Consider the following 21,225-nt stretch of genomic DNA (forward strand, 5'->3'; position numbering starts at 1 on the left):
CACAAAACTGTCCAGGCGCTGTGCTTGCCTTCAATCTTTCAGGCACAGCACGCCCTCCTGTGGGAGCGAGCTTGCTCGCGATAGCGGTGGGTCAGTCAGCATCCATGCTGGATGTGCTGCCGTCATCGCGAGCAAGCTCACTCCCACAGTTTGATCCGGAGCTTGCTTCAGGCGGTGAAGTCGCTGGCGTGCAGCTCCTTGACGCCCACCAGTTCGAATTGGAACTCGGGGGTGGCGTCGGCGTTGGTACTGCCGGAGAGGATGCCATCGACGAAGCGCAACTGGCCGGTGGCGTTGGTGGCGTCGAAGGCATTGCTGCCGATGAACGTGAAGGCATCGATGGTGGCGGTCAGCGGGTTGGCGTCCAGGCCGGTGAGGTCCAACTTGTCGAACTCCGCGCTCTTGAAACCGCTGATCACATCGCGCAAAGCCCCGACGCCCATGTCCGACAGCGCACCAAACGCGTAGGTGTCCGCGCCCGTGCCACCGGTGAGGTTGTCGGTGCCCGCGCCACCGATCAACCGGTCATCGCCCGAACCGCCCACCAGCGTATCGTTGCCGGCCCCTCCATCCAGGACGTTCGCCGCACTGTTTCCCGACAGCGTGTCGGCGTAGGCGCTTCCTTTCAGGTTCTCGATGAATTTCAAGGTGTCGAGCCCTGAGCCCACGGTGTTCTGTTGCGCAGACGTCGAGAGGTTGACGGTTACGCCGGACAAGGCGCGTTCAAAACTGGCCGTGTCAATGCCATCGCGTCCATCCAGGACATTGTTGCCGGCACCGGCGAACAGCGTATTGTCCAGGGCGTTACCGGTGCCATTGGCGGCGCCGGTGCTATCGACATACAGGTTCTCGACGTTGTTGCCCAAGGTATAGGCCGCCAGACTGCTGTGCACGCTGTCGATCCCGCCCGTCACCGCATTGCTGTTGGACTCGATCACGCTGTCGTCGGCATTGTCGACAAAGTAACTGTCGTTGCCGTTGCCACCGCTCATGCTGTCGGCCCCCGCGGCGCCGTCGAGCACGTTGTTGGCGGCATTGCCGGTGATGAAGTTGCGCCGTTCATTGCCGGTACCGTCGATGTCCGACACACCGGTGAGCACCAGGTTCTCGAGATTGGCCCCCAGGGTCCAACTGACCGAAGCCTGCACCGTATCGATCTGCGCGGTCGAGGTGTTGGTTTCCACCACACTGTCCAACGCGTTGTCGACCACGTAGATGTCGTTGCCCTCACCGCCGGTCAGGGTGTCGGCGCCCAGGTCGCCATCGATCGTGTCGTTGCCCGAGCTGCCCACCAGGGTGTCATCCTGGTCGGTACCGGAGATCATCCCGCCTTGGTTCTGGGCGTTGTCGAAAATGTCCTGCACGCTGTTGTTGTCGTTGGGGTTGCCCTGGAAGCCCAGGTCATCGGCAATGTAGTCCGCCAGGCGCTGGCCGACGATCTCCGCCGACTCCTCGTGCAGGTGCCAGACGTCATCGGGGTACACCAGTGGATCGACTTCGTAGCGCAAGGGCAGGTCGGTGTAGTCCACCGCCAACTTGACGTCGGCGCGTTCGGCGGCCATGGCCTCCTGGGCGGCGCGGACATAACCGACGCCTTCGACGATGGAGGCAATTTTCTCTTCCGAGTAGCCCCGGGCACGGGCCGCATCCTGCTCGTAGTGACCGGTCTCCATCAGGTACACACTGAAATTGCCAAACTGGGCGTGCAAGTAATCGAAGACTTTCAGGGTCGCGGCTTTGTACGCCGCGGCAGCCGCGGCCTTGTCCGTGGCCCGGGCGATTTCCTGGGCGGCTTCCTCGCCCTGGCCCCAGATGATGCCCATGGTGACGTTGTCGATCGACTGCAGTTCGGTGCGCTGGTCGCGCAGCAACGTCACCGCCCGCAACAGTGCCGGCCCGGGTTGGTTGGTGTCTGTCAGCCACCAGCACAGCTGGAGTTCCTCGGGGCTGAGTGTGGACAGGCCGTTGACCGTGCTACCGCCGACCGCGATGTCGATACCGTTGCCATCGGCATCGGTGAACTGGCTGCGCACGTCGTAAGTGGTGTAGCGGTTCAGGTCATTGACCAGCATCGAGGTGCCGGATTGGTCGTCGTCCTCGGTCATGCGCAGCAGGCGCGCATTGGATTGGCCGAGGGTGGGCAGGTAGAGAATGTCCTGCTGGGCACGTTCGCCGAAGACGAAGTCGTTGGCGGTGAGGGTGTTGAGGTAGTTGCCGTTGAGGGCGATCTCGAAGCGATTGCCATCGGCGTCGGCCTCGGCGGACTTGACGTAGGTCTTGTCGCCGGCCGCGTTCAGGGTCATGTACAACGTGCCGTTGCTGCCATCGCCGAGGCCGAGAAAGCCTAGCCCCGAAACGTCGATTTTGTCGACGCCAACGGTAAAGTCATAGATCGTGTCGGTGGCCGTGACACCGCCGGTGTCGTAGTCGCGATAACTGTCGGACAGGTTGTTGTAGCGGAAGGTGTCGGCGCCATCGCCACCGTACAACGAGTCCCGTCCGGCGCCGCCGTCGACGATGTCCGCGCCGGTCCCGGCCTTGATCGTATCATTGCCGCCGAGACCGAGGATCAGGTCCGCGCCTGTCGTACCGTTGAGGGTTTCGGCGTTGTTGGTGCCGGTAATGGTGTTGGCGGGCGCATCGGCCACCACCAGGGTGAAGTTGTCGCTGACCGAGGCGCCTGAGGGATCGGTGGCCTTGACCAGTACGTCGTAGTTGCCCGCGGCAGTGCTGGTTGGCGTGCCGCTGAAAGTCAGGCTGGTGGCATTGAAACTCAGCCAGGTGGGCAGGGCGGTGCCGTTGGCGAGGGTCGCGGTATAGGTCAGCACATCCTGGTTGGCGTCGGTGAAGCTGTTGCTCGCCACCGTGTATTTGAAGGGCGTGCTTTCACTGGCGTTCTGGTCCAGGAGTGGGGTGGCCACGACCGGGGCTACGTTGGTGGGGTTGGTCTGGTCGGCGAAGACGAAGTGATTGGCCGTCAGGCTGCTGACGAAGTTGCCCGCCATCGAGATCTCGAACCGGTTGCCGTTGGCGTCGACCGTGAGGTCCTTGAGGTAGGTGCGGTTGGTCGACGAACTGTAAGTGACCTGCAAAGTGCCGTTGAGCCCGTTGCCCAGGCCGGTATAACCGAGGGCTGACACATCGATCTTGTCGGCGGTCACGTCGAAGTCGAGGATCTGGTCACTGGCGCTGGTGGAACTGGTGCGGTAGCTATCGAGTTTGGAGGTGTAGCGGAACACATCGGCTCCGGTGCCTCCGGTGAGTTTGTCGACCCCGGTGCCGCCGACCAGGATGTCGTTGCCGGCGCCGCCATTGAGGGTGTCGTTGCCCGCGCCACCGAACAGTTGTTCATTGGCCGCGGTGCCGGTCAGTGTGTCGTTGTTCGGCGTGCCATTGATCACAATGGCGGCGGGGACGTCCTGCACGGCGAGGGTAAAACTGTCACTGACGGTGGCGTTGCTGCCATCGGTGGCCGTGACCTGGATCGAGTAGGTGCCCGACGCGGTGTCGGGAGGCGTGCCGTTGAAGGTGCGAGTGGCGGCATCGAAGGTCAGCCAGCTGGGCAGGGCGCTGCCATCGGCGAGCTTGGCGGTGTAGCTCAGGCTGTCGTTATCCGGATCGGTGAAGCTGGTGGCCGGCACCACGTAGCTGAACGGGGTATTTTCGGTGGCATTCTGATCCACCAGCGGCGTCGCCAGCACGGGCGCCTGGTTGGTCGGCGACGTGGTGGCGAAGACGAAGTTGGCGCTGGTCAGGGTGTTGAGGTAATTACCGTCCAGCGCCACTTCGAAGCGGTTGCCATTGGCGTCGGCCTCCAGGGATTTGATGTAGGTCTTGGTGCCGGCGCTGTTGAGCACCAGGTACACGGTGTTGTTCTTGCCATCCCCCAGGCCGGTGAAACCCATGGCCGAGAGGTCGATCTTGTCGGCGCTGACGTTGAAGTCGGTGATCAGGTCGCCCAGGTTGGCGCCGCCGGTGTTGTAGTTGCGGTAGCTGTCCAGGCGATTGGCGAACACAAAGGTATCCGCCCCAGCGCCACCGGTGAGGGTGTCCATGCCGGCACCGCCGTCGAGTTTGTCGTCGCCGCTGCCGCCACTGAGGCTGTCATTGCCGGCCAGGCCGAGCAAGGTGTCGGCCGCATCGCTCCCCAGCAGCGAGTCGCTGCCACTGGTGCCGGTGATCACGCGATTGAAAATGAAATTGCTCGCCGTCAGGGTGCTGGCCAGGTTCCCCGAGAGGATCAGCTCGAAGCGATTGCCACTGGCATCGGCGTCGAAGTCCTTGATGTAGGTACGGTCGCTGCTGGCGTTGTAACTGACTTGCAAGGTGCCGCCACGGCCATTGCCCAACCCAGTGAAGCCGAGGCCGGCGAGGTCGATCTTGTCCTGGGTGACGTCGAAGTCGGTGATGGTGTCATCGAAGCTGGTGGTCGCGTTGCGGTAGCTGTCCGACTGTGCGACGAACCGGAACGTATCGGCACCGGTGCCGCCGGTGAGTTTGTCGACGCCGGCGCCACCGACCAGGATGTCGCCACCGGCCGCACCATTGATGGTGTCATTGCCCGCGCCGCCATAGAAAATCTCGCTGGCGGCACTGCCGAGCAGGGTGTCGTTGCCGGCCGTGCCTTGCACGGTGGTCATCGGTACCGTGGCGCTGACGTAGCTGCCGTCGCCATACACCAGCGTGGCGCCCTTGCTGGTGTGGCTGATGGTGTTGGCGATGATCGCGTTGCGGTCGGTGCCGTCTTCATTGCGCTCTGCAACACCGTAGGTCGACAGGTCGCTGCCGCTGATGATGTTGCCCTGGATGAGGTTATCGCTGCCGTTGAAGTACTTGCCGGACACACCCAGGGTGTCGTCGTAGGACTGGATGATGATTTCCGGTACGGCACTGCCCAGGGAATTGTTATTGAGGGTGTTGTCGATGACCTCGACGTGGTTGCTGCCATAGATGCGGATCCCGGCGCTGGCGTTATCATGAATGTCGATGCCCGTGACGGTCACTTCGCTGGAGAGCTTGATCAGCACCCCTTCGGCCCCGTTGCCGTACACCTCGCCGCCGGTGATGGTGATGTTGCTGGGCGAGGGAATGTCCTCGCTGCCGCGCTGGACCACGATGCCATTGCCGCCGTTGTCGTAGGCGACGTTATTGGTCAGGGTGAAATCGTGGGTGCTGGTGACGACGTTGAAACCGTGGCGGTCGTTGTTGTAGGCGATGTTGTTTTCGAAGGTGCTGTCGCTGAGGAAGTCGGCGACGAAGCCGTCCAGGCCGTTGCCGTGGGACACGCTGTTCTTGATGACCATGTTGACGGTTTGCTCGTGGGGGTCGAAGCCGTACCCGGAGCAATCCTTGATCTCGACGCTGTCGAGGGTGACGTTGGAGTCGTAGCCTTCTTCGCCGGGAATATAGCCGTTGAACCAGCCGTCGACCTTGCCGGTGGTGCTGTCGCGGTTGCCGTCGATGGTGAGGTTGCTCACCCCGAAATCGTGGGTTTCCTCGCCATAGGCCGAGCGGATGATGCCGGTGATCTTGGTGTCGGAGCCATCGGCCAGCTTGACTGTGGTGTCGCCCATGCCGTCGCCGTACAGGTAGACGTTGCTCTTGAGCATCAGGCAGCCGTCGGAAGGTTCCTCACCCCCCGAAACGATGTAGGTGCCGGTGGGCATGTACACCTGCCCACCGCCGGCCGCCGCCGCCGCATCAATCGCACTTTGGATGGCTGCTGTGTCGTCTGTGATGCCATCTCCTTTGGCGCCAAAATTTTGTACGTTGAAAATCATGAGCTTATCTCCGTATCAGGCTTAAACCTAGGTAGACGTCAACATTCCATCGACGACCTTCGTGTTATGACCCAACGGAGCGCAAAAGTTGTGACCGCATATCGGGGAAAGTGTCAAAAAGCCGGACTAACTGATCAGCGGTTGTGTGGGATATGCGCAAGAGCAACGTTTCATTGACGCTTTCTCACGCCCGACGCCGCCTACTGTGGGAGCGTCCCACAGGGTTCGTTGGTGTGGCGGACAGGCGGTTTCCTTGATTGGCATCAACCCCGTTTCCAGTCCCGCGGGATAACCTCGAATAAACCAGCGCCCCTGCTGAAAGGGCGACCGAGGACACCCATGAGTTATCCGCTGTTCCTGACCTTGCACCTGTTTGCCGCCCTGGTGTTCATCGGCACGGTGTTCTTCGAGGTCCTGTTCCTGGAAAGCATCCGCAAGCAACTGCCCGCCAAGGTCATGGTGTTGCTGGAGCAGGGCATCAGCCGGCGCGCCCGGCAGTTGATGCCGTGGGTACTGCTGGTGCTGTTCGGCGCGGGCGGCGGCATGGTCTGGCTGCGCTATTGGCCGGCATTGTCCTCGCCATTGCAGTCGTCCTTCGGTGTACTGCTGGGGCTGAAAATCCTGTTGGCGGGCAGTGTGCTGGGGCATTTCCTCTGGGCCATGTGGCTGTTCAGGCGCGCACGCATGAACGCCCGCTATGTGCACATCATCCATGTCAGCGTGTTCCTGCACATGGTGGCGATCGTGCTGCTGGCCAAGGGCATGTTCTACATCACCTGGTAAGCGCTGGCGGCGGGGCAAGGCGCTTGATACAGGTCAAGGTGGCCCGGCGGGTTAGCGCGCAAACTGCCCTTGCACTGCCACTGGGAGATTGTCATGTTCGACCCGTTCCATACCCTCGGCGAGCGACCCTCGGGACGTGCCTCGGGGGTGGCTGATTTCGAATGCCCGGTCGGTACCCGTAGATTCCATGCCGGCATCGGGTCCCTCGACCTGCTTCGAGGGTTGCGCACCAGCCGCCAGAAACGACGGCCCCTATCCGTGGCGGTGCACCTGCCTTCGCGCTTGCGGCTGGCGTCGTGTTCGCCCCTTGCCAGCGACTGCCGATGCGGCGAGATCGAGGGCTATCTGCAGCGCCTAGCGTATGAAATGGGTTTGGTCGGTTGCCACCTGGGGGCAGGGCGGCGCGTCGAGCAGTTTTGCCTGACCGGTGGCACCCCGGTGATCTCTCATTTGCAGAAGCTGATGAGCGATCTGCGCAAGCGCTTCGACTTCAGCGAGTACGACGGTGCTGATCAGAGTATAGAAGTGGACCTGCATCACACCGACTGGTCGACCATGGGCCTGATCCGTGACCAGGGCTTCACCCATGTCAGCATCGGCGTGCCCGACATTGGCGTCGACAGCCAGCTGTCGGTCGATTGTTACCAGAACCCGGCGCCGATCCATTCGCTGATCGATGCGGCGCGCACGTTTGGTTTTCGCTCCATCAACATTGACTTGGGCTACGGCCACGCCTGGCAGACGCCCCACAGTTTCGCCCTGAAACTGGCGACGCTGATCGAACTGGAACCGGACCGGCTGCACGTTTTCGACTATGCCCGCGCGCCTTATCGTTATCGCTCGAAGAACGCCGGGGTGGCTGGCGCCTTTTGCAGCACGGCCGACAAGGATGCCATGCGGCGCATCTGTTGCGAACAGTTGATCGGTGCCGGTTATCACTACATCGGCCTGGGCCAGTTCGTCAGGGCCGATGATGACCTGGCGGTAGCCCAGGAGCACGGACGCCTGCATCGCAATTGCCAGGGTTTTACCCGTCACGGCTACTGTGACCACGTGGGCTTCGGTTTGTCGGCCATTACTCAGATCGAGCACCTGTACGTACAGAACACCGATGACCTGCTTCGCTATTGCCAGCAACTGGATGCCGGGCAATTGCCGGTGTGTCGTGGTTGGCGTTGTGAAGCGCAGGACCAGGTCAGCGCGAGCGTGACCGAGCAGCTTTCCTGTGACCTGGAGCTGGACATACCGGCCATCGAAGCGCGTTTCGGCCTGGTGTTTCGCGAGCACTTCGCGTCCGTCTGGCCGTTGCTGGAAGCGTTGCATGACCAGGGATTGATCGAACTGACGAGCCGGTTTATCGGCATCTTGCCCGCCGGGCGCTTGAACGTGGATGCGATCTGCAACCTGTTCGACCCCGCACCGGATGAGGCAAGCCCACACGCTTTTGAAAAGTTGAACCCCTCATGAAGACTGCCTCCGGTTTCAATCGTGCCTTGGTGGAGAAATACGACCGCCCGGGGCCGCGCTACACCTCCTATCCGACGGCCCCGCAGTTCCACCAGGCCTTTGCCATGGACGAGTATCGCCAGGCTGCCCAGCGCAGTCACGAGGCTGCGCAGCCCAAGTCGTTGTCGGTGTACATCCATATCCCGTTCTGCCAGAGCCTTTGCTATTACTGCGGGTGCCACAAGATCATCACCCGCAAGACCCATCGCGCCACCGAATACCTGACCTACCTCAAGCGCGAAATAGCCCTGCAAGCGGCCTTGTTCGACCGCTCGCGCAAACTCACCCAGCTGCATCTGGGCGGGGGCACGCCGACTTACCTGACCCATGGGCAACTGGCCGACCTGATGGACTGCCTGCACCAGTCGTTCGACATGGATGACAGCGACGCCCATGAGTTTTCCATCGAGGTCGATCCGCGGACCATCGATGCACAACAGATCCAAGGCCTGCGCCAACTGGGATTCAATCGCCTGAGCTTTGGCGTCCAGGATTTCGATGCCCAGGTGCAGATTGCCGTCAACCGGGTACAAAGCGAGGCCCAGGTCGTCGAGCTGGTGGAGGCCGCGCGCCGGGCGCACTTCAAATCCGTCAGCGTCGATCTGATCTATGGCCTGCCGTTGCAGACCATCGCCAGTTTCGATACCACCTTGAGCAAGATCATCGCCCTGCGGCCAGACCGGATCGCGGCCTACAGCTACGCGCACCTGCCGCAACGGGTGCGGGCGCAACGGATGATTCGCCCCGAAGACATGCCGCCGCCCGAGCGCAAGCTGCAATTGCTGGAGCTGACCATCAATCGCCTGACCGCAGCCGGCTATGTCTACATCGGCATGGACCATTTCGCTTTGCCAGATGACGAACTGGTGCGTGCCCGCGCCCAGGGCACCTTGCAGCGCAATTTCCAAGGATATTCCACCCACGCCGATTGTGACCTGATCGGCCTGGGGGTGTCGTCGATCGGCAAGGTGGGCGACAGCTACAACCAGAACGTCAAGGAGCTTTCCCAGTACTACGCCCGGCTGGATCAAGGCCTGCTACCGGTGCAGCGCGGCTATCGACTGAGCGACGATGACCGCCTGCGGCGTGAGGTCATCAGCGAACTGATGTGCCATGGGCGCATCGACTTCGACCGGATAGACAACGCCCACGGCATTCGATTTGGCGAATACTTCGCCGATGCCCTGGAACGACTCCAGGAGCTGGTGCGCGACGGGTTGCTGGACATCCGCGACGATGAGCTGGTGCTGTTGCCCCAGGGCCAATTGATGATGCGCAACGTGGCCATGGCGTTCGACGCATACCTGGAGGCAGGCCAGACAGTCCAGTATTCGCGTACGATTTGATGACGGCCCATCTTGTGGCGAGGGATAAATCCCCTCGCCACAAGGGCCGGCTGATAGGTGTCGCTATGAGCTTTCAGTGCCTGGGTTTCCGGAGGCCGGGATCAGGTCGCGTATTGCATAGAAGCCTTGCACCAGGCGATTCTTGGCCCGGTACTCACACAGGAGCAGCAAGGTATCCGGCATCTGGGAGATGGACGAGGCATGTTTGACCACCATCGTCTTACCTCCCGAGCGTAAGCGCACCAGTGCCCCGGGTTCGAATGTGCCCATTTGCAGTCACCTCACAGTCACGTTGCTTGTGCGTTCTACCCAGCCCCCGCCCAGGGCCTTGTACAGATTGACTTCGGCGAGCAGCTGCGACAGCCGGTCGACGATCAGGGTTTGCTGAGCGTTGAACAGCGAGCGTTGGGCATCGAGGAACGTCAGGCTGCTATCCACGCCGATGCGGTAGCGCCGTTCCGCCAGGCGGTAGTAATCCTGGTTGGCTTGCACCAGATCGCGCTGGGCGATCAATTGGTCCTTATAGGTCTTGCGTGCCGCCAGGCCATCAGACACTTCCTGGAAGGCGGTCTGGATGGCTTTCTCATATTGCGACACGCGGATGTCTTTCTGGATCTTCGAGTAGTTCAGGCTTGCCCGAAGGCTGCCAGCGTTGAAAATCGGCAGGTTGATCTGCGGTTGAAACGTCCAGCTGCCCGACCCACCCTTGAACAGCCCGGACAGTTCCGTACTGGAACTGCCCGCGTTGGCGGTCAGACTGATGCTCGGGAAAAAGGCGGCACGGGCCGCGCCGATGTTGGCATTGGCCGATTGCAACAGGTACTCGGCCTCCAGGATGTCCGGCCGACGTTGCAGCAAGTCCGAAGGCAGGCCTGCCGGGACTTCGCTAAGCAGGTCCGATGCCAATGGACGGCCGGGCAGGTCGTCGGCGACCGACGTGCCTACCAGCAATGTGAGGTTATTGAGGTCCTGGGCGACCTGGCGCTGGAACTTCGCCAGGCTGACCTTGGCATTTTCCACCGAGGTTCGCGATTGGCTCAGGTTCAAGGCCGAGGCGGTACCGACCTGATTGCTGCGTTCGGTCAGGCGCAGGCTTTGCTCATAGGACTGGAGTGTGTCCTGGGTCAGCGCCAGCAGTTCCTGGTCGGCACGCCAGGTCAGGTAGGCACTGGCCACGCTGGCCACCAGGCTCAATTGGCTGCTGCGGCGGGCTTCTTCGCTGGACAGATAGATTAGCGAAGCCTGATCGCTGAGGCTGCGTATGCGCCCGAACAGGTCCAGCTCATAGGCGCTGATCCCCAGGGTTGCCGAATACGAACTGCTGATGGCCGCGTCACCGGTTCCGGTGAGGCTGGCCGGCAGGCGCTGGCGCGAACCGGTGCCGTTGGCGCCGATCGCCGGGAAGAGGTCCGCCCGCTGGATCCGATACTGCGCCTGGTACGCCTCGACGTTCAGGGCCGCTACCCGCAAGTCGCGGTTGTTGGCCAGCGCGCTTTCGATCAATTGCGCCAGCACCGGATCCTGGAACAGGTCACGCCAACCCTGTTCGGCCGCCAGGGGCCCCGACAAGGCCGGGGCATAGGCCGAGGTTTGCGGATACTGCCCGGGGACCGGTGCGTCGGGGCGTTGGTAGTCCGGAATCAGCGAACAACCACCCAGCATGAATGCCGCAGCCGCCAGGGGGCTCAAGAGTTTATGCATCGACCTGTTATCTCATTGTGGTGCCTGCCCAGACCCCGCAGGCCCAGGCAGGCGGGTTCTGGCGGGCCGTGCGTGGCGAGCCGTCATGATCCGATCATCCATTTCGCCAGCCCATGGCGACCACTCACGCCCAGCTTGGCGGCGGCACGCTTGAGGTAGGTTTCGATGGAGCTGTTCTTGACCTGTAGCTTTTCCGCAATCTCCGGCACGGTGCCCCCGGCCAGCAGGCCCAGGCAGACCTCTTTTTCCCGCACGGAAAGGGTGACGTCGCAGGGGCTCAATCGATCATTGAAATCCCGTTGCAACTGGGTCTGTTCGGCGGCATCGAGTGGATGGCCCGTAGCGCTGCCAGAAGCTTTGAAAGATTGGCGATTGAGATGCGCATGACGCTCGGCCAGGGGCAATAGCGTTTCGGAAAGGTACTTCAGAAAGGACAGTTCCTGAAGGGAAAAGTCGCGCTGTACCTGAGGGCGTTGCAACGAGATCACACAGCGGCGGTTGGCCTTGCGTGAAATCAGAATGCACTGGTGGGAGGTGCCGAGGCAGTCATTGCCTCTTTCGTCTTTCATTCGTGCGTTCAGATGGATCAGCAGGGCATCATCCACCTCCAGCACTCTTTTCACCAAGGGATGATCGTTGCGCTGTATCGCCGTGGTGGGGCAGGGGGATTGCATGTGCACGTTTTTTTCCGCGCCCGCATACCCCAATAGCTGTACATCGAGGACATTCGACTGGGTGTCGTCGGCTGTCCATTCACTCAGTTCGAGTCGACTGACAGGCACCGTTGTTTCGATCATCTGGTGCATGTTGGTCAAGAAACTCTCGTGCCCGACACTTGAAATCAGCTTTCCTAGCTCTACGTAGAGGTGCGATTTTTCTGCACCCTCAATACACGCATGTCGATTCATGGTCCTTATTCCTGCTTACTCGAAAAAACTCCGCATCTGTGATGTTGACGGAAGAAAATCCGACCGCTTCCAAAATGCTTGAGCCTCTTCTGGAGTTGATACTGGAGTCAATCTCGGTCTTGTGAACCTATTGACTTAAACGGTTTAGCCGGTAGGGCTATTAGGCGTTTCCATGTGGGAAAAGTCTGTAAGGGAAAACAGGGACATTCCGGGTCAGTCAGTGGGTGTTGGTTTTTGGGTACCTCCGGGCAAAAAACACGTTGGGTCAAAGGTTTTTTCCCTCGCGAGGATCGCTGTGGGGACAGCTTTCGGCGCGATCCAATGAAAAAAACTCATATAGATTAATGGGTTGTGTCCGATTCTCGATTCTTGGGCGGCTATTTTCCCATGATCGTCAATGTGGGAATTGTCTGGCAGCAGTGTCTCGATTCGGGATTCCCAGTATGGTTAAGAATTCTCATTTATCGATTTTCATCCCGGCGCGTGTCGTTTTTTGTCTATGTAGGAGTCGCTTTCTGTCATTGACGCTTTAATCCCGCTGGTAGCGCGGTGGAGGTCACGCCGTCCCGCCGAGGTCCCTCAGTGACTGTTTCGCGAGGTTATGCGCAGGGTTTGAACGAGAGGAGGTCGATGTTCTTTTTACGCAGGCTGCTCTGTGGCGTCAGGCGCAAATACCATTCTCTAAGCCAGCAGGCGAGGGTCGATTCGGTTTGCTCGATGCCGCTCATGAAGCGCGCGGCATTGACGATCCCGTTGGCCCGGGGGTGACGATGAGCCTGGTAGTGCAGCAGCGCGGTGCGCAGGTCTGGCGTTTGTGTCAGTCGATCGGCCAGTACCACGGCATCCTCGATCGCTTGTGCGGCACCTTGGCCCAGGCTGGGTAGCATGGGATGAGCCGCATCGCCCAAGAGCACCACGTGTCCATCGCAGAATTGCTCGACGGGATGGCGGTCCCGGGCATGCATTTTCAGTATGGCGCTTTCAGGGGTGGCCTCGATGGCAGCCACGACTTCCGGCGCCCAGCCGGCGTAGGCCGCGAGCACTTCCTGCTTGCTGATGTTCAAGGCGGCATCGGCCGCATTGTCGTGATTGCAGGTGCCCCACCAATACGCCTGGCCGTCCCCGACATCGCAGAGCCCGAAGCGCTTGCCGCGTCCCCAGTAATGCGCCACGTAGCCTTCGGTCATGACCGGATGGCTGAAGGGCGCCACCGCCAGCCAGGCGACATAACCCGATGGGCGGGTTGGGGTTTCGCCGAGCATCTGCTGGCGAATCACCGAGTTCAGGCCATCGGCGCCAATCAACAGATCCGCTTCCTGAAGGCTGCCGTCTTCGAACCGCACCACCACACCATCGGGGCGAGGGTCATACCCGGTGCAGCGCAACCCGGTTGTCAAGATGTCGGGTGCGAGCTGCTGCGCCAACGCGCGTAGCAATAGCGGGCGCTGGATATTCACGCTGGGATGACCCAATTGTTCGCCGATCTCGTGGATCGGCATGCGGGTGATGGCATCGCCCTGGTGTTTCTTGAAGAAGAAGTCGCGGATCACCTGGCCGGCCTGTTCCACCGGAACATGGGCGTCAATCGAGTGCAACGCCGCCATGGCATTGGCCATGACAGACAAGCCGGTGCCACCGGTTCTTAGTGTCTGGGCCGCTTCGAAGACCTTGACCTGCCAGCCCGCGCGCTGCAGGGCGATGGCGGCGGTCAGCCCGCCGATCCCGGCACCGGCGATAATGGCTTTTTTGGGTGCTGTCATGCTGTTTCACCTGTATCGGGCCCGGAACGACCGGGCGATGGAGTCAAGCGGGGCCGTCAATCCGACCCCGTGATCGTCGGTCATGGTCAAGCCAGTGCGCTCATGGATTCGGCGTTCCTGGCCCGGGCCAGGTCCATCCGCGACCGGATGCATTGGCCCACCCGCTCGATGTGCGGCTCGCGCATCATGGTCAGATGGTCACCCTCCACGGCGACTCGCTGCACTTGGGGCGCAATCGAGCGCCAGCCGCGGTACGGGTCGCGGAAGGCGGTGCCCACCAGCTCATGGGGGGCTTGCAGCACATCGGGCAACTCGACGTCGGCCGCGAACAGCGTGATGGGCAGGTCCAGGGGCGGGAAGCGATAGTCCAGCAGCCCTTGCCAGTTGGCATGGAACACCCGGAACAGCTGATCGAGTGTCGCCAGGGTGATGGTCTCGTCGAAAATGCCTTGGTCGATGCCGTGCTGCCGGATCGCCGCGAAGGCTTGCGGGTCGTCCAGGGAGGAGAAGTCGAGGGCGTGGTAGGCGTATTCCTTCTGGCCGTCGCCGCTGAGCAGTTCCCACATGAACCAGTTCATGAACTCGCTGCGTTCTATTTGCACCTCGCCCTGCCCGACGCGCACGATGGTGTCCAACAGGAACACGTTATGCAGGCGCCGTCCGCGCCGCTGCAACTCGCTGGCCAGTTCATATGCCACGACGCCGCCATAGGACCAGCCGCCTATATTCAGGGGACCTTCAGGGGCGACCTGCTCGATGGCGTCCGCGTAGTACACCGCCTGGGCCTGTACCGATTGCAACGGTTCACGGGCATCCCAAGTGCCTGGCGCCTGCAGGGCATACAGGTGGACCTGATCCTTGAGCACCCGCGCCAGTGCCGCATAGCACAGCACGTGTCCGCCGATGGGGTGGACCAAGAACAACGTCGGCTTGCGCGCGGCATTCTTGAAGTCCACTAGCGCGTCGGCGCCGGGGTGTCCGGTTTCGGTCTGTTGCAGTACTTGGGCGAATTCGGCGATGGTCGGCGCCTGGATAAAATCGGACAGCGAAGGTTCCAGGCCTTGATGTCTGGCGAGCATCGCCACCAGTCGCACCGCCTTGAGCGAATTGCCCCCCAGCTCGAAGAAGTTGTCGTGGACACTGATGTTGTCCAGGTCCAACGTTTCCTGCCAGTAGGCTTGCAGCAGATCCTCCATGGCATTGCGCGGGCCAATGAAGGACCGCTGCAAGGTGGTCTGGACTTCTATCTTTCGCAAGCGCTGCCGGTCGATCTTGCCCGTGGGCCCGAGCGGTAGCTGCGCGATCCTGACCAGTGTGTTCGGCACCATGTAGTCGGGCAGCGCCAGGCGCATTTCCGCCTTGAATTGGTCCAGATCCGGCTCGCGCCCCGGCAGGGCCTGGACGAAACCCACCAGATAACGGCTGCCATCGGTTGCCGTCTTGTCGATGACCGCCACCTGCTCGATGTCGGCCCTGAACCGGGCGGAGCCGAGCATGGCCACTTCGATCTCGCCAAGCTCGACGCGGTAACCGCGAATCTTGACTTGAGCATCGCTGCGGCCCTGGTACACCAGATCGCCGCCAGGCAAGTAGAAGCCAATGTCGCCGGTTTCATACAAGCGTCGGGTCTGACCCTCGAACTGGCGATAAATGAAGCGTTCGTCGGTCAGGTCGGGGCGATTCCAGTAGCCATTGGCGAGACAGGCCCCTTCGATGAACAGGTCGCCCGTCACACCGACCGGGCAGGGGTTGCCAGCCGCGTCCAGGACATGCACGCGTACCCCGTCGATGGGGGTGCCGATTGGCGGCATGCTCGGCCAGGTCGCCGGCGCGCCTTCGAGTCGCAGGCTCGTGACCACATGGGCCTCGGTCGGGCCATAGTGGTTCTCTACCCGGCAATCGCCGAGGCGATCGATCAGGTCGCGGATTTCGGCGGTGATTTTCAGCTGCTCGCCGGCGACGTTGATCTGGCGCAGCGAGGTGGGGTAGATACCGAGCTGTGTGGCGACTTCGGCCAAGCCCTGGAAGGCGACATAGGGCAGGAATAGGCGATTCACCTCTTGCGTGCCAATAAACTTCAGCAAGCGGATGAAGTCATAGCGCAGCCCTTCGTCAATCATCACCAGCTCATGACCACTGGACAGGGTCGAGAAAATTTCCTGGAACGAAACGTCGAACGAAATGGGCGCGTATTGCAGCGTCCTCAGCGGTTGTGTCCCCGGGACGTCCTGCACCTGCTGGCGGTTCTGCCAGAGGATCATATTGGTCAAGGCCAGGTGCGGCATGGCCACGCCCTTGGGGCGGCCGGTCGAGCCCGAGGTATAGAGCAAGTAGGCGTTGTCTTCAGCCATGATGCCAGCGGCAATGGCGGCCACCCGTTGGTGACTGCCGGCCAGGTTGTCGTCGAAGCTGGCGACCACGCTGTCCCAGTGGCGCGTATCGGCCTGGCTTGCCAGGGCCATCGCCAGGCTCGCAGACGCATCGGCGAACAGCACCAGGCGTGGCTGCGAGTCTTCGAGAATCAGCTGGATACGCTCCTGCGGATAGCTCAGGTCGATCGGAACGTAGGCGGCGCCGGCTTGCACGACACCGAGCAAGGCGACGATCAGGTCGGGCGAGCGGGGCATCATGATTGCGACCCGATCCCCCTGGCCGATACCGTGCCGGTGCAGCCAGCTCACCAGTTGGGCGCAAGTATCCTGCAGTTGGCGGTAGGAAAGACGGGCCTGGCCAAGGCTCACGGCGGTCTGCTCGCCATGGCGGGCGAAACTGTCCAGTAACACGCTCGACAGGTTGTCGTGGGGCAAAGCCGTAGTGGCTTGCGGCGTAGTTCGGTCGACGGGCGGCAGCCAGGCCGGAATGGCCGGTTTGGCCTCAGGCGCGGCGATCATCAGTTCCAGCGTACGCAGCAGGTACTCGGCATAGGCTTCGGCCTGGCTCGTGGCGACACGCGCTGTGCGGTAGTCCATCTTCAACATCAGCGAGCCGTTGGCGGGGTGGCGGCCGAGGGTGGTCAGCAGGTCGTAGTTGCTCGCTTCCGTCGTTTCCCAGTCGGTGAGGATCTCTTCGCCTTGGGCCAGCAGGTCCTTGAGCACGTAAAAATCGACGTAATTGAACACCACGTTCAAGGCGACATCGGTCTCGCGATGAATCAACGCGAACGGATAGCGCCGATGGGCGAAGACCTGTTGTTCCTGGGCAATCGTTGTCCGGATCATCTCCAGCCAGCTCTGGCCCTGGCTGCTGAAGCGTACCGGCAGGGTATTGAGGAACAGACCCAGGACCGAGGCGGCATCTTCGAACGCCGGTCGGCCATGGCTGATCACCCCGCACAGCACGTCCTTTTGATTGGACATGATCGCCTGGGCGAAACCGTGGGCCGTCAGCAGGACCGCGCGCAAGGGCAGGTCACGGGCCTGGCAGAAGGCTTCGAGCCGGGCCAGGTTCGCGGCGGGCAGTTCACGGTAGGCCGAGCGGTGCGGCGTCGGGTCCGGTGCCACTCCATGGATCCAGCTGGTCATGGCCGCGGCAGGCGCCTCGTGCAGGTATTCGCGCCAGAACTGGCGGTGGGTCTGCGTCGCCATGGCTTGTTGCTCCAGGGCCACGAAATCGGCTGGCGTGGTAGTCAAGGCCGGCAGGCCATCGGTGCCCGGTGCCGAGGTGTAGAGCGTAATCAGGTCACGCATCAAGGTGGCGACGCTCCAGCCGTCGAGGATCGCATGGTGAAAGCTGAAGACCAGGTCGATTTCAGTCTGCGCGACGAACACGCAGAACTGATACAGCGGCGCCCGATGCCAGTCTTCACGGTAACGCTTGCGTTCCTCCACGTAGCCGGCAATGGCCTGGGCCCGGGCGTCGGGGCCCATCGAGCAGACATCGATGACTTGCACTGGTGGCTCGACGGTCGAGTGCACCCGGGCCATGGGCACCTCGGCGTGACCGATATCGAACGACATGCGCAAGGCCGGATGACGCCGGACCAGTGCGGCACAGGCCCGCTCCCACGCCGGCCCATCCCAATGCAGGCGCAAGCGGTAGCGGAAGATGTCGTGATAGATCGCCGAATCCGGGTGCATCATCGAGTGATAAATCATTCCGACTTGCAGCTGCGAAGCGGCAAACACGTCATCGAACACGCCTTCGCTGGCCAGGCGGATCGCCGGCGGAACCTGGGCGAAAGGCGCCACGTGGGCCAAGGGTTCGCGCTCGGTGGCCGGGGGTTGCCCGGACTCCAGGGCCTCGGCCAACTGGGCGATGGTGGGGTACTGGTAGACCTGCGCCAGGGTCAGCGCAATCCCCTGTTCACGGGCATGGATCTGCAAGTGGATGACTTTCAGGGAGTCGCCACCCAGCATGAAGTAGTTGTCATGGATGCCCAGCGTCGAGCGCTTGAGGTTGTCCCGCCACAGCTCGGCGAGGGCCTGTTCGAGCGCCGTGCGCGGGGTTGTCGTATCGCTACCCAGGTTGGCTTTCGGCTCGGGCAGGGCCTTGCGATCCAGCTTGCCGTTGACACTCAACGGGAACTGATCGAGCTCGACCAGGTGCCTGGGCACCATGTAGTCAGGCACCTGCTGGCGCAAGGTTTCCCGCAGTGCTTGCGGGGATGGCGAGCACCCGGGCTCGCTCACCCAATAGGCGTTGAGGTACGCATCGCCGGCTTCCTGGCGGGCGATCACGACCACGTCCTTGACACCTTCACAGGCGAGCAGGTGGGCTTCGATTTCGCCCAGTTCGATGCGCAGGCCGCGGATTTTTACCTGGAAATCGTTGCGTCCCAGGTATTCGAGGCTGCCATCGGGCAGCCAACGCCCGAGGTCGCCGGTCTTGTACAGCCGGGCCTGGGGTTCGGCGCCCCAGGGATCGTGGATGAACCGTTCGGCCGTCAGTTCGGGACGGTTCAGGTAACCCCGCGCGACCCCGATGCCACCAATGTGCAGCTCGCCGGCCACGCCTGGTGGCAGCAGTCGCAGGTTCGCGTCGAGGACATGCATTTGGATATTCGCGATCGGTCGGCCGATCGGTACGATGCCGTCGTGCGCATCGGGCCGGCAATGCCATGCCGTCACGTCGACGGCCGCTTCGGTGGGACCGTAGAGGTTATGCAACTGCACCGTTGGCAAGCATTCGAAAAAACGCTTCTGCAAGACATGGGGCAAGGCCTCGCCGCTGCACAAGACCTGCCGGAGTGCGGGCAGCCGCTGTGGCTCTACCTGGTCGAGAAAGACCTGCAACATCGATGGGACGAAATGCAGCAGCGTGATGCTGGCGCTCGTCATGATGTCCATCAGGTAGCGCGGGTCCTTGTGCCCGTCGGGGGCGGCGACGATCAGTTGCGCGCCACTGAGTAACGGCAGGAAAAATTCCCAGACCGACACATCGAAACTGAACGGAGTCTTTTGCAGGATCCGGCTGTGTTCATCTACCCCATAGGCATCGCGGGCCCAGAGCAAGCGATTGACGACCCCGTCATGCTGGTTCATCACGCCCTTGGGCAAGCCGGTGGAACCGGAGGTGTAGATCACGTAGGCCAGGTGTCGTGGCATCAGCCCGAGCGCGGCGGGGTCCGGGTTGTGCGCCGGTTGCCGGGACAGTGCTTCAGAGTCGGCATCCAGGCACAGCACGGGCATCGTCACGGCGGGCAGGTTCGCCAATAACCCTTGGGTGGTGATCAAGGCACTGGGCGCGCTGTCACTGAGCATATGGCTCAAGCGGTCGGCCGGATAACCCGGGTCCAGCGGCACGTAGGCGGCACCCGCTTTGAGAATGCCCAACAGGCCGACCACCATCTCCAGGCTGCGGTCCAGGCAGATGGCAACGCGATCGTCCCGGCCAAGCCCGGTTTCCAGCAGGGCATGGGCCAGGCGGTTGGCCTGGCGGTTCAGCGCGTCGTAAGTCAGCGCCTGGTCTGCGAAGCGCACCGCGATGGCGTCGGGGCGAGCGGCGACCTGGGCTTCGATCAATTGATGGAGCAGCACGTCCCTGGGGTAGTCGACGTCGGTGCGATTCCAGTCCTGCAGCAATTGGCGCTCAGCGGGCGCCAGCGGGTCGAGGGCCGCGACCGACATGTCGAAATCGGCGGCCACGCACGCCAGGATGTTCATGAAGCGTTGCTGCAAGGCCTCGATCTGTGGCGCGTCGAAATAGGCCTCGTTGTAGATGAAGTGCATCCACACATCGTCTTGCGGCGCGGATTCACGAACGTGCATCGCCAGTGGCATTTGTTCGTAGCCATTGCTGAGCTTGACCGGCTGTGCCGGCGCAGGTCCGTACCAGGTGTCCTGGTCCTGTTCGTAGGACACCACCACGTCGAACAACTGCCGCCGACCCAGGTTCTGCAGGCCGAGTTCGCGGTTCAATTCGCTCAGCGGGAAGCGCTGGTAGCGATAATCCTGCTTGAGCGTCAGGGCGATTTTGCCGACCAGGTCGCTGAAGCTCAGGTCGGTACCCAGGCTCAGGCGTACTGGGCTCATGCCGACGAACAAACCCATCGTGGCCTTGTGTGCGGCATTGGCGCGGTTGAGGATGGGCAGGCCGATGACGATTTCATCCCGTTGCTCGGTGCGCGCAAAGTAGCTGTACAACACCCCGAGCATGACGTGGAAGACCGTCGCCTGGCCCGCGGCTTTCGCGTTTTCGCCAAGACGGTTGTAAAGCGCCCGGGGCAAGCGCCAGGCGTGGTTCTGGCTGGGTGTCAGGCGCTGGTCGAGTCGCCCCAGGTGTCGGGGCGCGAGCAGGGGCTCGGGCAGTGTGCGGTACTTCTCCAGCCAGTACTGGCGCTGGCGCTGGAACGAAACCGAGTCTTTGCTGGCGACTTGCTGCTCGACATACGCTTGATAGGTCGGTGCTGTCGCCGCGTTTTGCGCCTGGTCATGCAGGGCGGTATAGGCCTGGCTTAGTGTTCGGCCAATCATGGCGAAGGACCAGCCATCGATGATCAGGTGATGGCAATTGACGAAGCAGTAGTAAAGGTCTTCCCGGACCTTGACCAAGTCCGCACGCACCAGCAGCCCATCGTCAAAGGAAAACGGGGTTTGCAGCTTGGCCTGCAGCAAGGCCAATGCGCTGGCCTCTGGATCGGGATGGTCCGACACGTCGTGCACCGCCAGCGGGACGTCGACCGGCCCCAGGAAGCGTTGGCGCGGCAGCGGGTGCTCGCTGGAACCGGGCACCAGCTGGATCCGCAGGGCATCGTGGCCGTTGACGACCTGGTTGAAGGCCGCCTGCAGCAGCGTGGGGTCGACCGCGCCGTTGATGCGGGCATAGCCGCCGATGTTGTACAACGGACTGTCAGCGTGCAGCACCTGGTCCAGCCAGATGTCCAGTTGCGGGGTGGTGAGGGGATAAAGCACGCACTCTGCGCTCGATGCGGGCAGGGGCTGGGTCATGGTGTTCTCCGTGGGCCGATCCGCTGGCCCGATGAAACGAATGAAAAGAGTGATGC

Annotated in this window: 9 protein-coding genes; 3 read left to right on the forward strand and 6 right to left on the reverse strand. The window is 62.0% G+C overall.

Annotated elements, in window-relative coordinates; translation table 11 throughout:
* Positions 1 to 167: 167 nt before the first annotated feature.
* Entirely contained in the window at positions 168 to 5,780 is a 5,613-nt protein-coding gene (locus tag BT125_RS21630; protein WP_072410148.1) for a putative Ig domain-containing protein, read from the reverse strand.
* Between the two features lie 339 nt (positions 5,781 to 6,119).
* Here BT125_RS21630 and BT125_RS21635 point away from each other — a divergent pair, with 339 nt between their 5' ends.
* The 3 genes from BT125_RS21635 to hemN all read left to right on the forward strand — a co-directional run bounded on the left by BT125_RS21635 (position 6,120) and on the right by hemN (position 9,415).
* Positions 6,120 to 6,563 (forward strand): CopD family copper resistance protein, encoded by a 444-nt coding sequence (locus BT125_RS21635; protein ID WP_072410150.1) that lies wholly within the window; start codon positions 6,120 to 6,122, stop codon positions 6,561 to 6,563.
* Positions 6,564 to 6,656: 93 nt separating this feature from the next.
* A complete protein-coding gene (locus BT125_RS21640) occupies positions 6,657 to 8,030 on the forward strand; it encodes an oxygen-independent coproporphyrinogen III oxidase (protein WP_072410152.1) in 1,374 nt (457 codons plus the stop codon).
* Positions 8,027 to 9,415, forward strand: a complete 1,389-nt coding sequence (gene hemN / locus BT125_RS21645) for an oxygen-independent coproporphyrinogen III oxidase (RefSeq protein WP_072410154.1) — start codon at positions 8,027 to 8,029, stop codon at positions 9,413 to 9,415. Before BT125_RS21640 ends, hemN begins: the two co-directional genes overlap by 4 nt.
* Before the next feature lie 63 nt (positions 9,416 to 9,478).
* Here hemN and BT125_RS21650 read toward each other — a convergent pair whose 3' ends face one another.
* The 5 genes from BT125_RS21650 to BT125_RS21670 all read right to left on the reverse strand — a co-directional run bounded on the left by BT125_RS21650 (position 9,479) and on the right by BT125_RS21670 (position 21,169).
* A complete protein-coding gene (locus tag BT125_RS21650) occupies positions 9,479 to 9,685 on the reverse strand; it encodes a hypothetical protein (protein WP_072410156.1) in 207 nt (68 codons plus the stop codon).
* Positions 9,686 to 9,691: 6 nt separating this feature from the next.
* Entirely contained in the window at positions 9,692 to 11,116 is a 1,425-nt protein-coding gene (gene adeC / locus BT125_RS21655; protein ID WP_072410158.1) for an AdeC/AdeK/OprM family multidrug efflux complex outer membrane factor, read from the reverse strand.
* Positions 11,117 to 11,199: 83 nt separating this feature from the next.
* On the reverse strand, positions 11,200 to 12,024 hold the full coding sequence (locus tag BT125_RS21660; protein WP_072410160.1) for a helix-turn-helix transcriptional regulator: 825 nt from the start codon (positions 12,022 to 12,024) through the stop codon (positions 11,200 to 11,202).
* Positions 12,025 to 12,623: 599 nt separating this feature from the next.
* Positions 12,624 to 13,784 carry an FAD-dependent monooxygenase gene (locus BT125_RS21665; protein WP_072410162.1) on the reverse strand — a complete coding sequence of 387 codons (1,161 nt, stop codon included), beginning with the start codon at positions 13,782 to 13,784 and terminating at the stop codon, positions 12,624 to 12,626.
* A gap of 86 nt (positions 13,785 to 13,870) precedes the next feature.
* Positions 13,871 to 21,169, reverse strand: a complete 7,299-nt coding sequence (locus BT125_RS21670) for an amino acid adenylation domain-containing protein (RefSeq protein WP_072410164.1) — start codon at positions 21,167 to 21,169, stop codon at positions 13,871 to 13,873.
* Between the last annotated feature and the right edge of the window lie 56 nt (positions 21,170 to 21,225).

Origin of the sequence: Pseudomonas sp. NFACC04-2, assembly GCF_900119265.1 — a bacterium.
GTDB lineage: Bacteria > Pseudomonadota > Gammaproteobacteria > Pseudomonadales > Pseudomonadaceae > Aquipseudomonas > Aquipseudomonas fluorescens_AA.

What these genes read in the sequence shown, in the direction of transcription:
- BT125_RS21670 (WP_072410164.1), bottom strand. Translation starts at nt 21,169, where the DNA reads ATGACCCAGCCCCTGCCCGCATCGAGCGCAGAGTGCGTGCTTTATCCC.
- BT125_RS21665 (WP_072410162.1), bottom strand. Translation starts at nt 13,784, where the DNA reads ATGACAGCACCCAAAAAAGCCATTATCGCCGGTGCCGGGATCGGCGGG.
- BT125_RS21640 (WP_072410152.1), top strand. Translation starts at nt 6,657, where the DNA reads ATGTTCGACCCGTTCCATACCCTCGGCGAGCGACCCTCGGGACGTGCC.
- BT125_RS21630 (WP_072410148.1), bottom strand. Translation starts at nt 5,780, where the DNA reads ATGATTTTCAACGTACAAAATTTTGGCGCCAAAGGAGATGGCATCACA.
- hemN (WP_072410154.1), top strand. Translation starts at nt 8,027, where the DNA reads ATGAAGACTGCCTCCGGTTTCAATCGTGCCTTGGTGGAGAAATACGAC.
- BT125_RS21650 (WP_072410156.1), bottom strand. Translation starts at nt 9,685, where the DNA reads ATGGGCACATTCGAACCCGGGGCACTGGTGCGCTTACGCTCGGGAGGT.
- BT125_RS21660 (WP_072410160.1), bottom strand. Translation starts at nt 12,024, where the DNA reads ATGAATCGACATGCGTGTATTGAGGGTGCAGAAAAATCGCACCTCTAC.
- adeC (WP_072410158.1), bottom strand. Translation starts at nt 11,116, where the DNA reads ATGCATAAACTCTTGAGCCCCCTGGCGGCTGCGGCATTCATGCTGGGT.
- BT125_RS21635 (WP_072410150.1), top strand. Translation starts at nt 6,120, where the DNA reads ATGAGTTATCCGCTGTTCCTGACCTTGCACCTGTTTGCCGCCCTGGTG.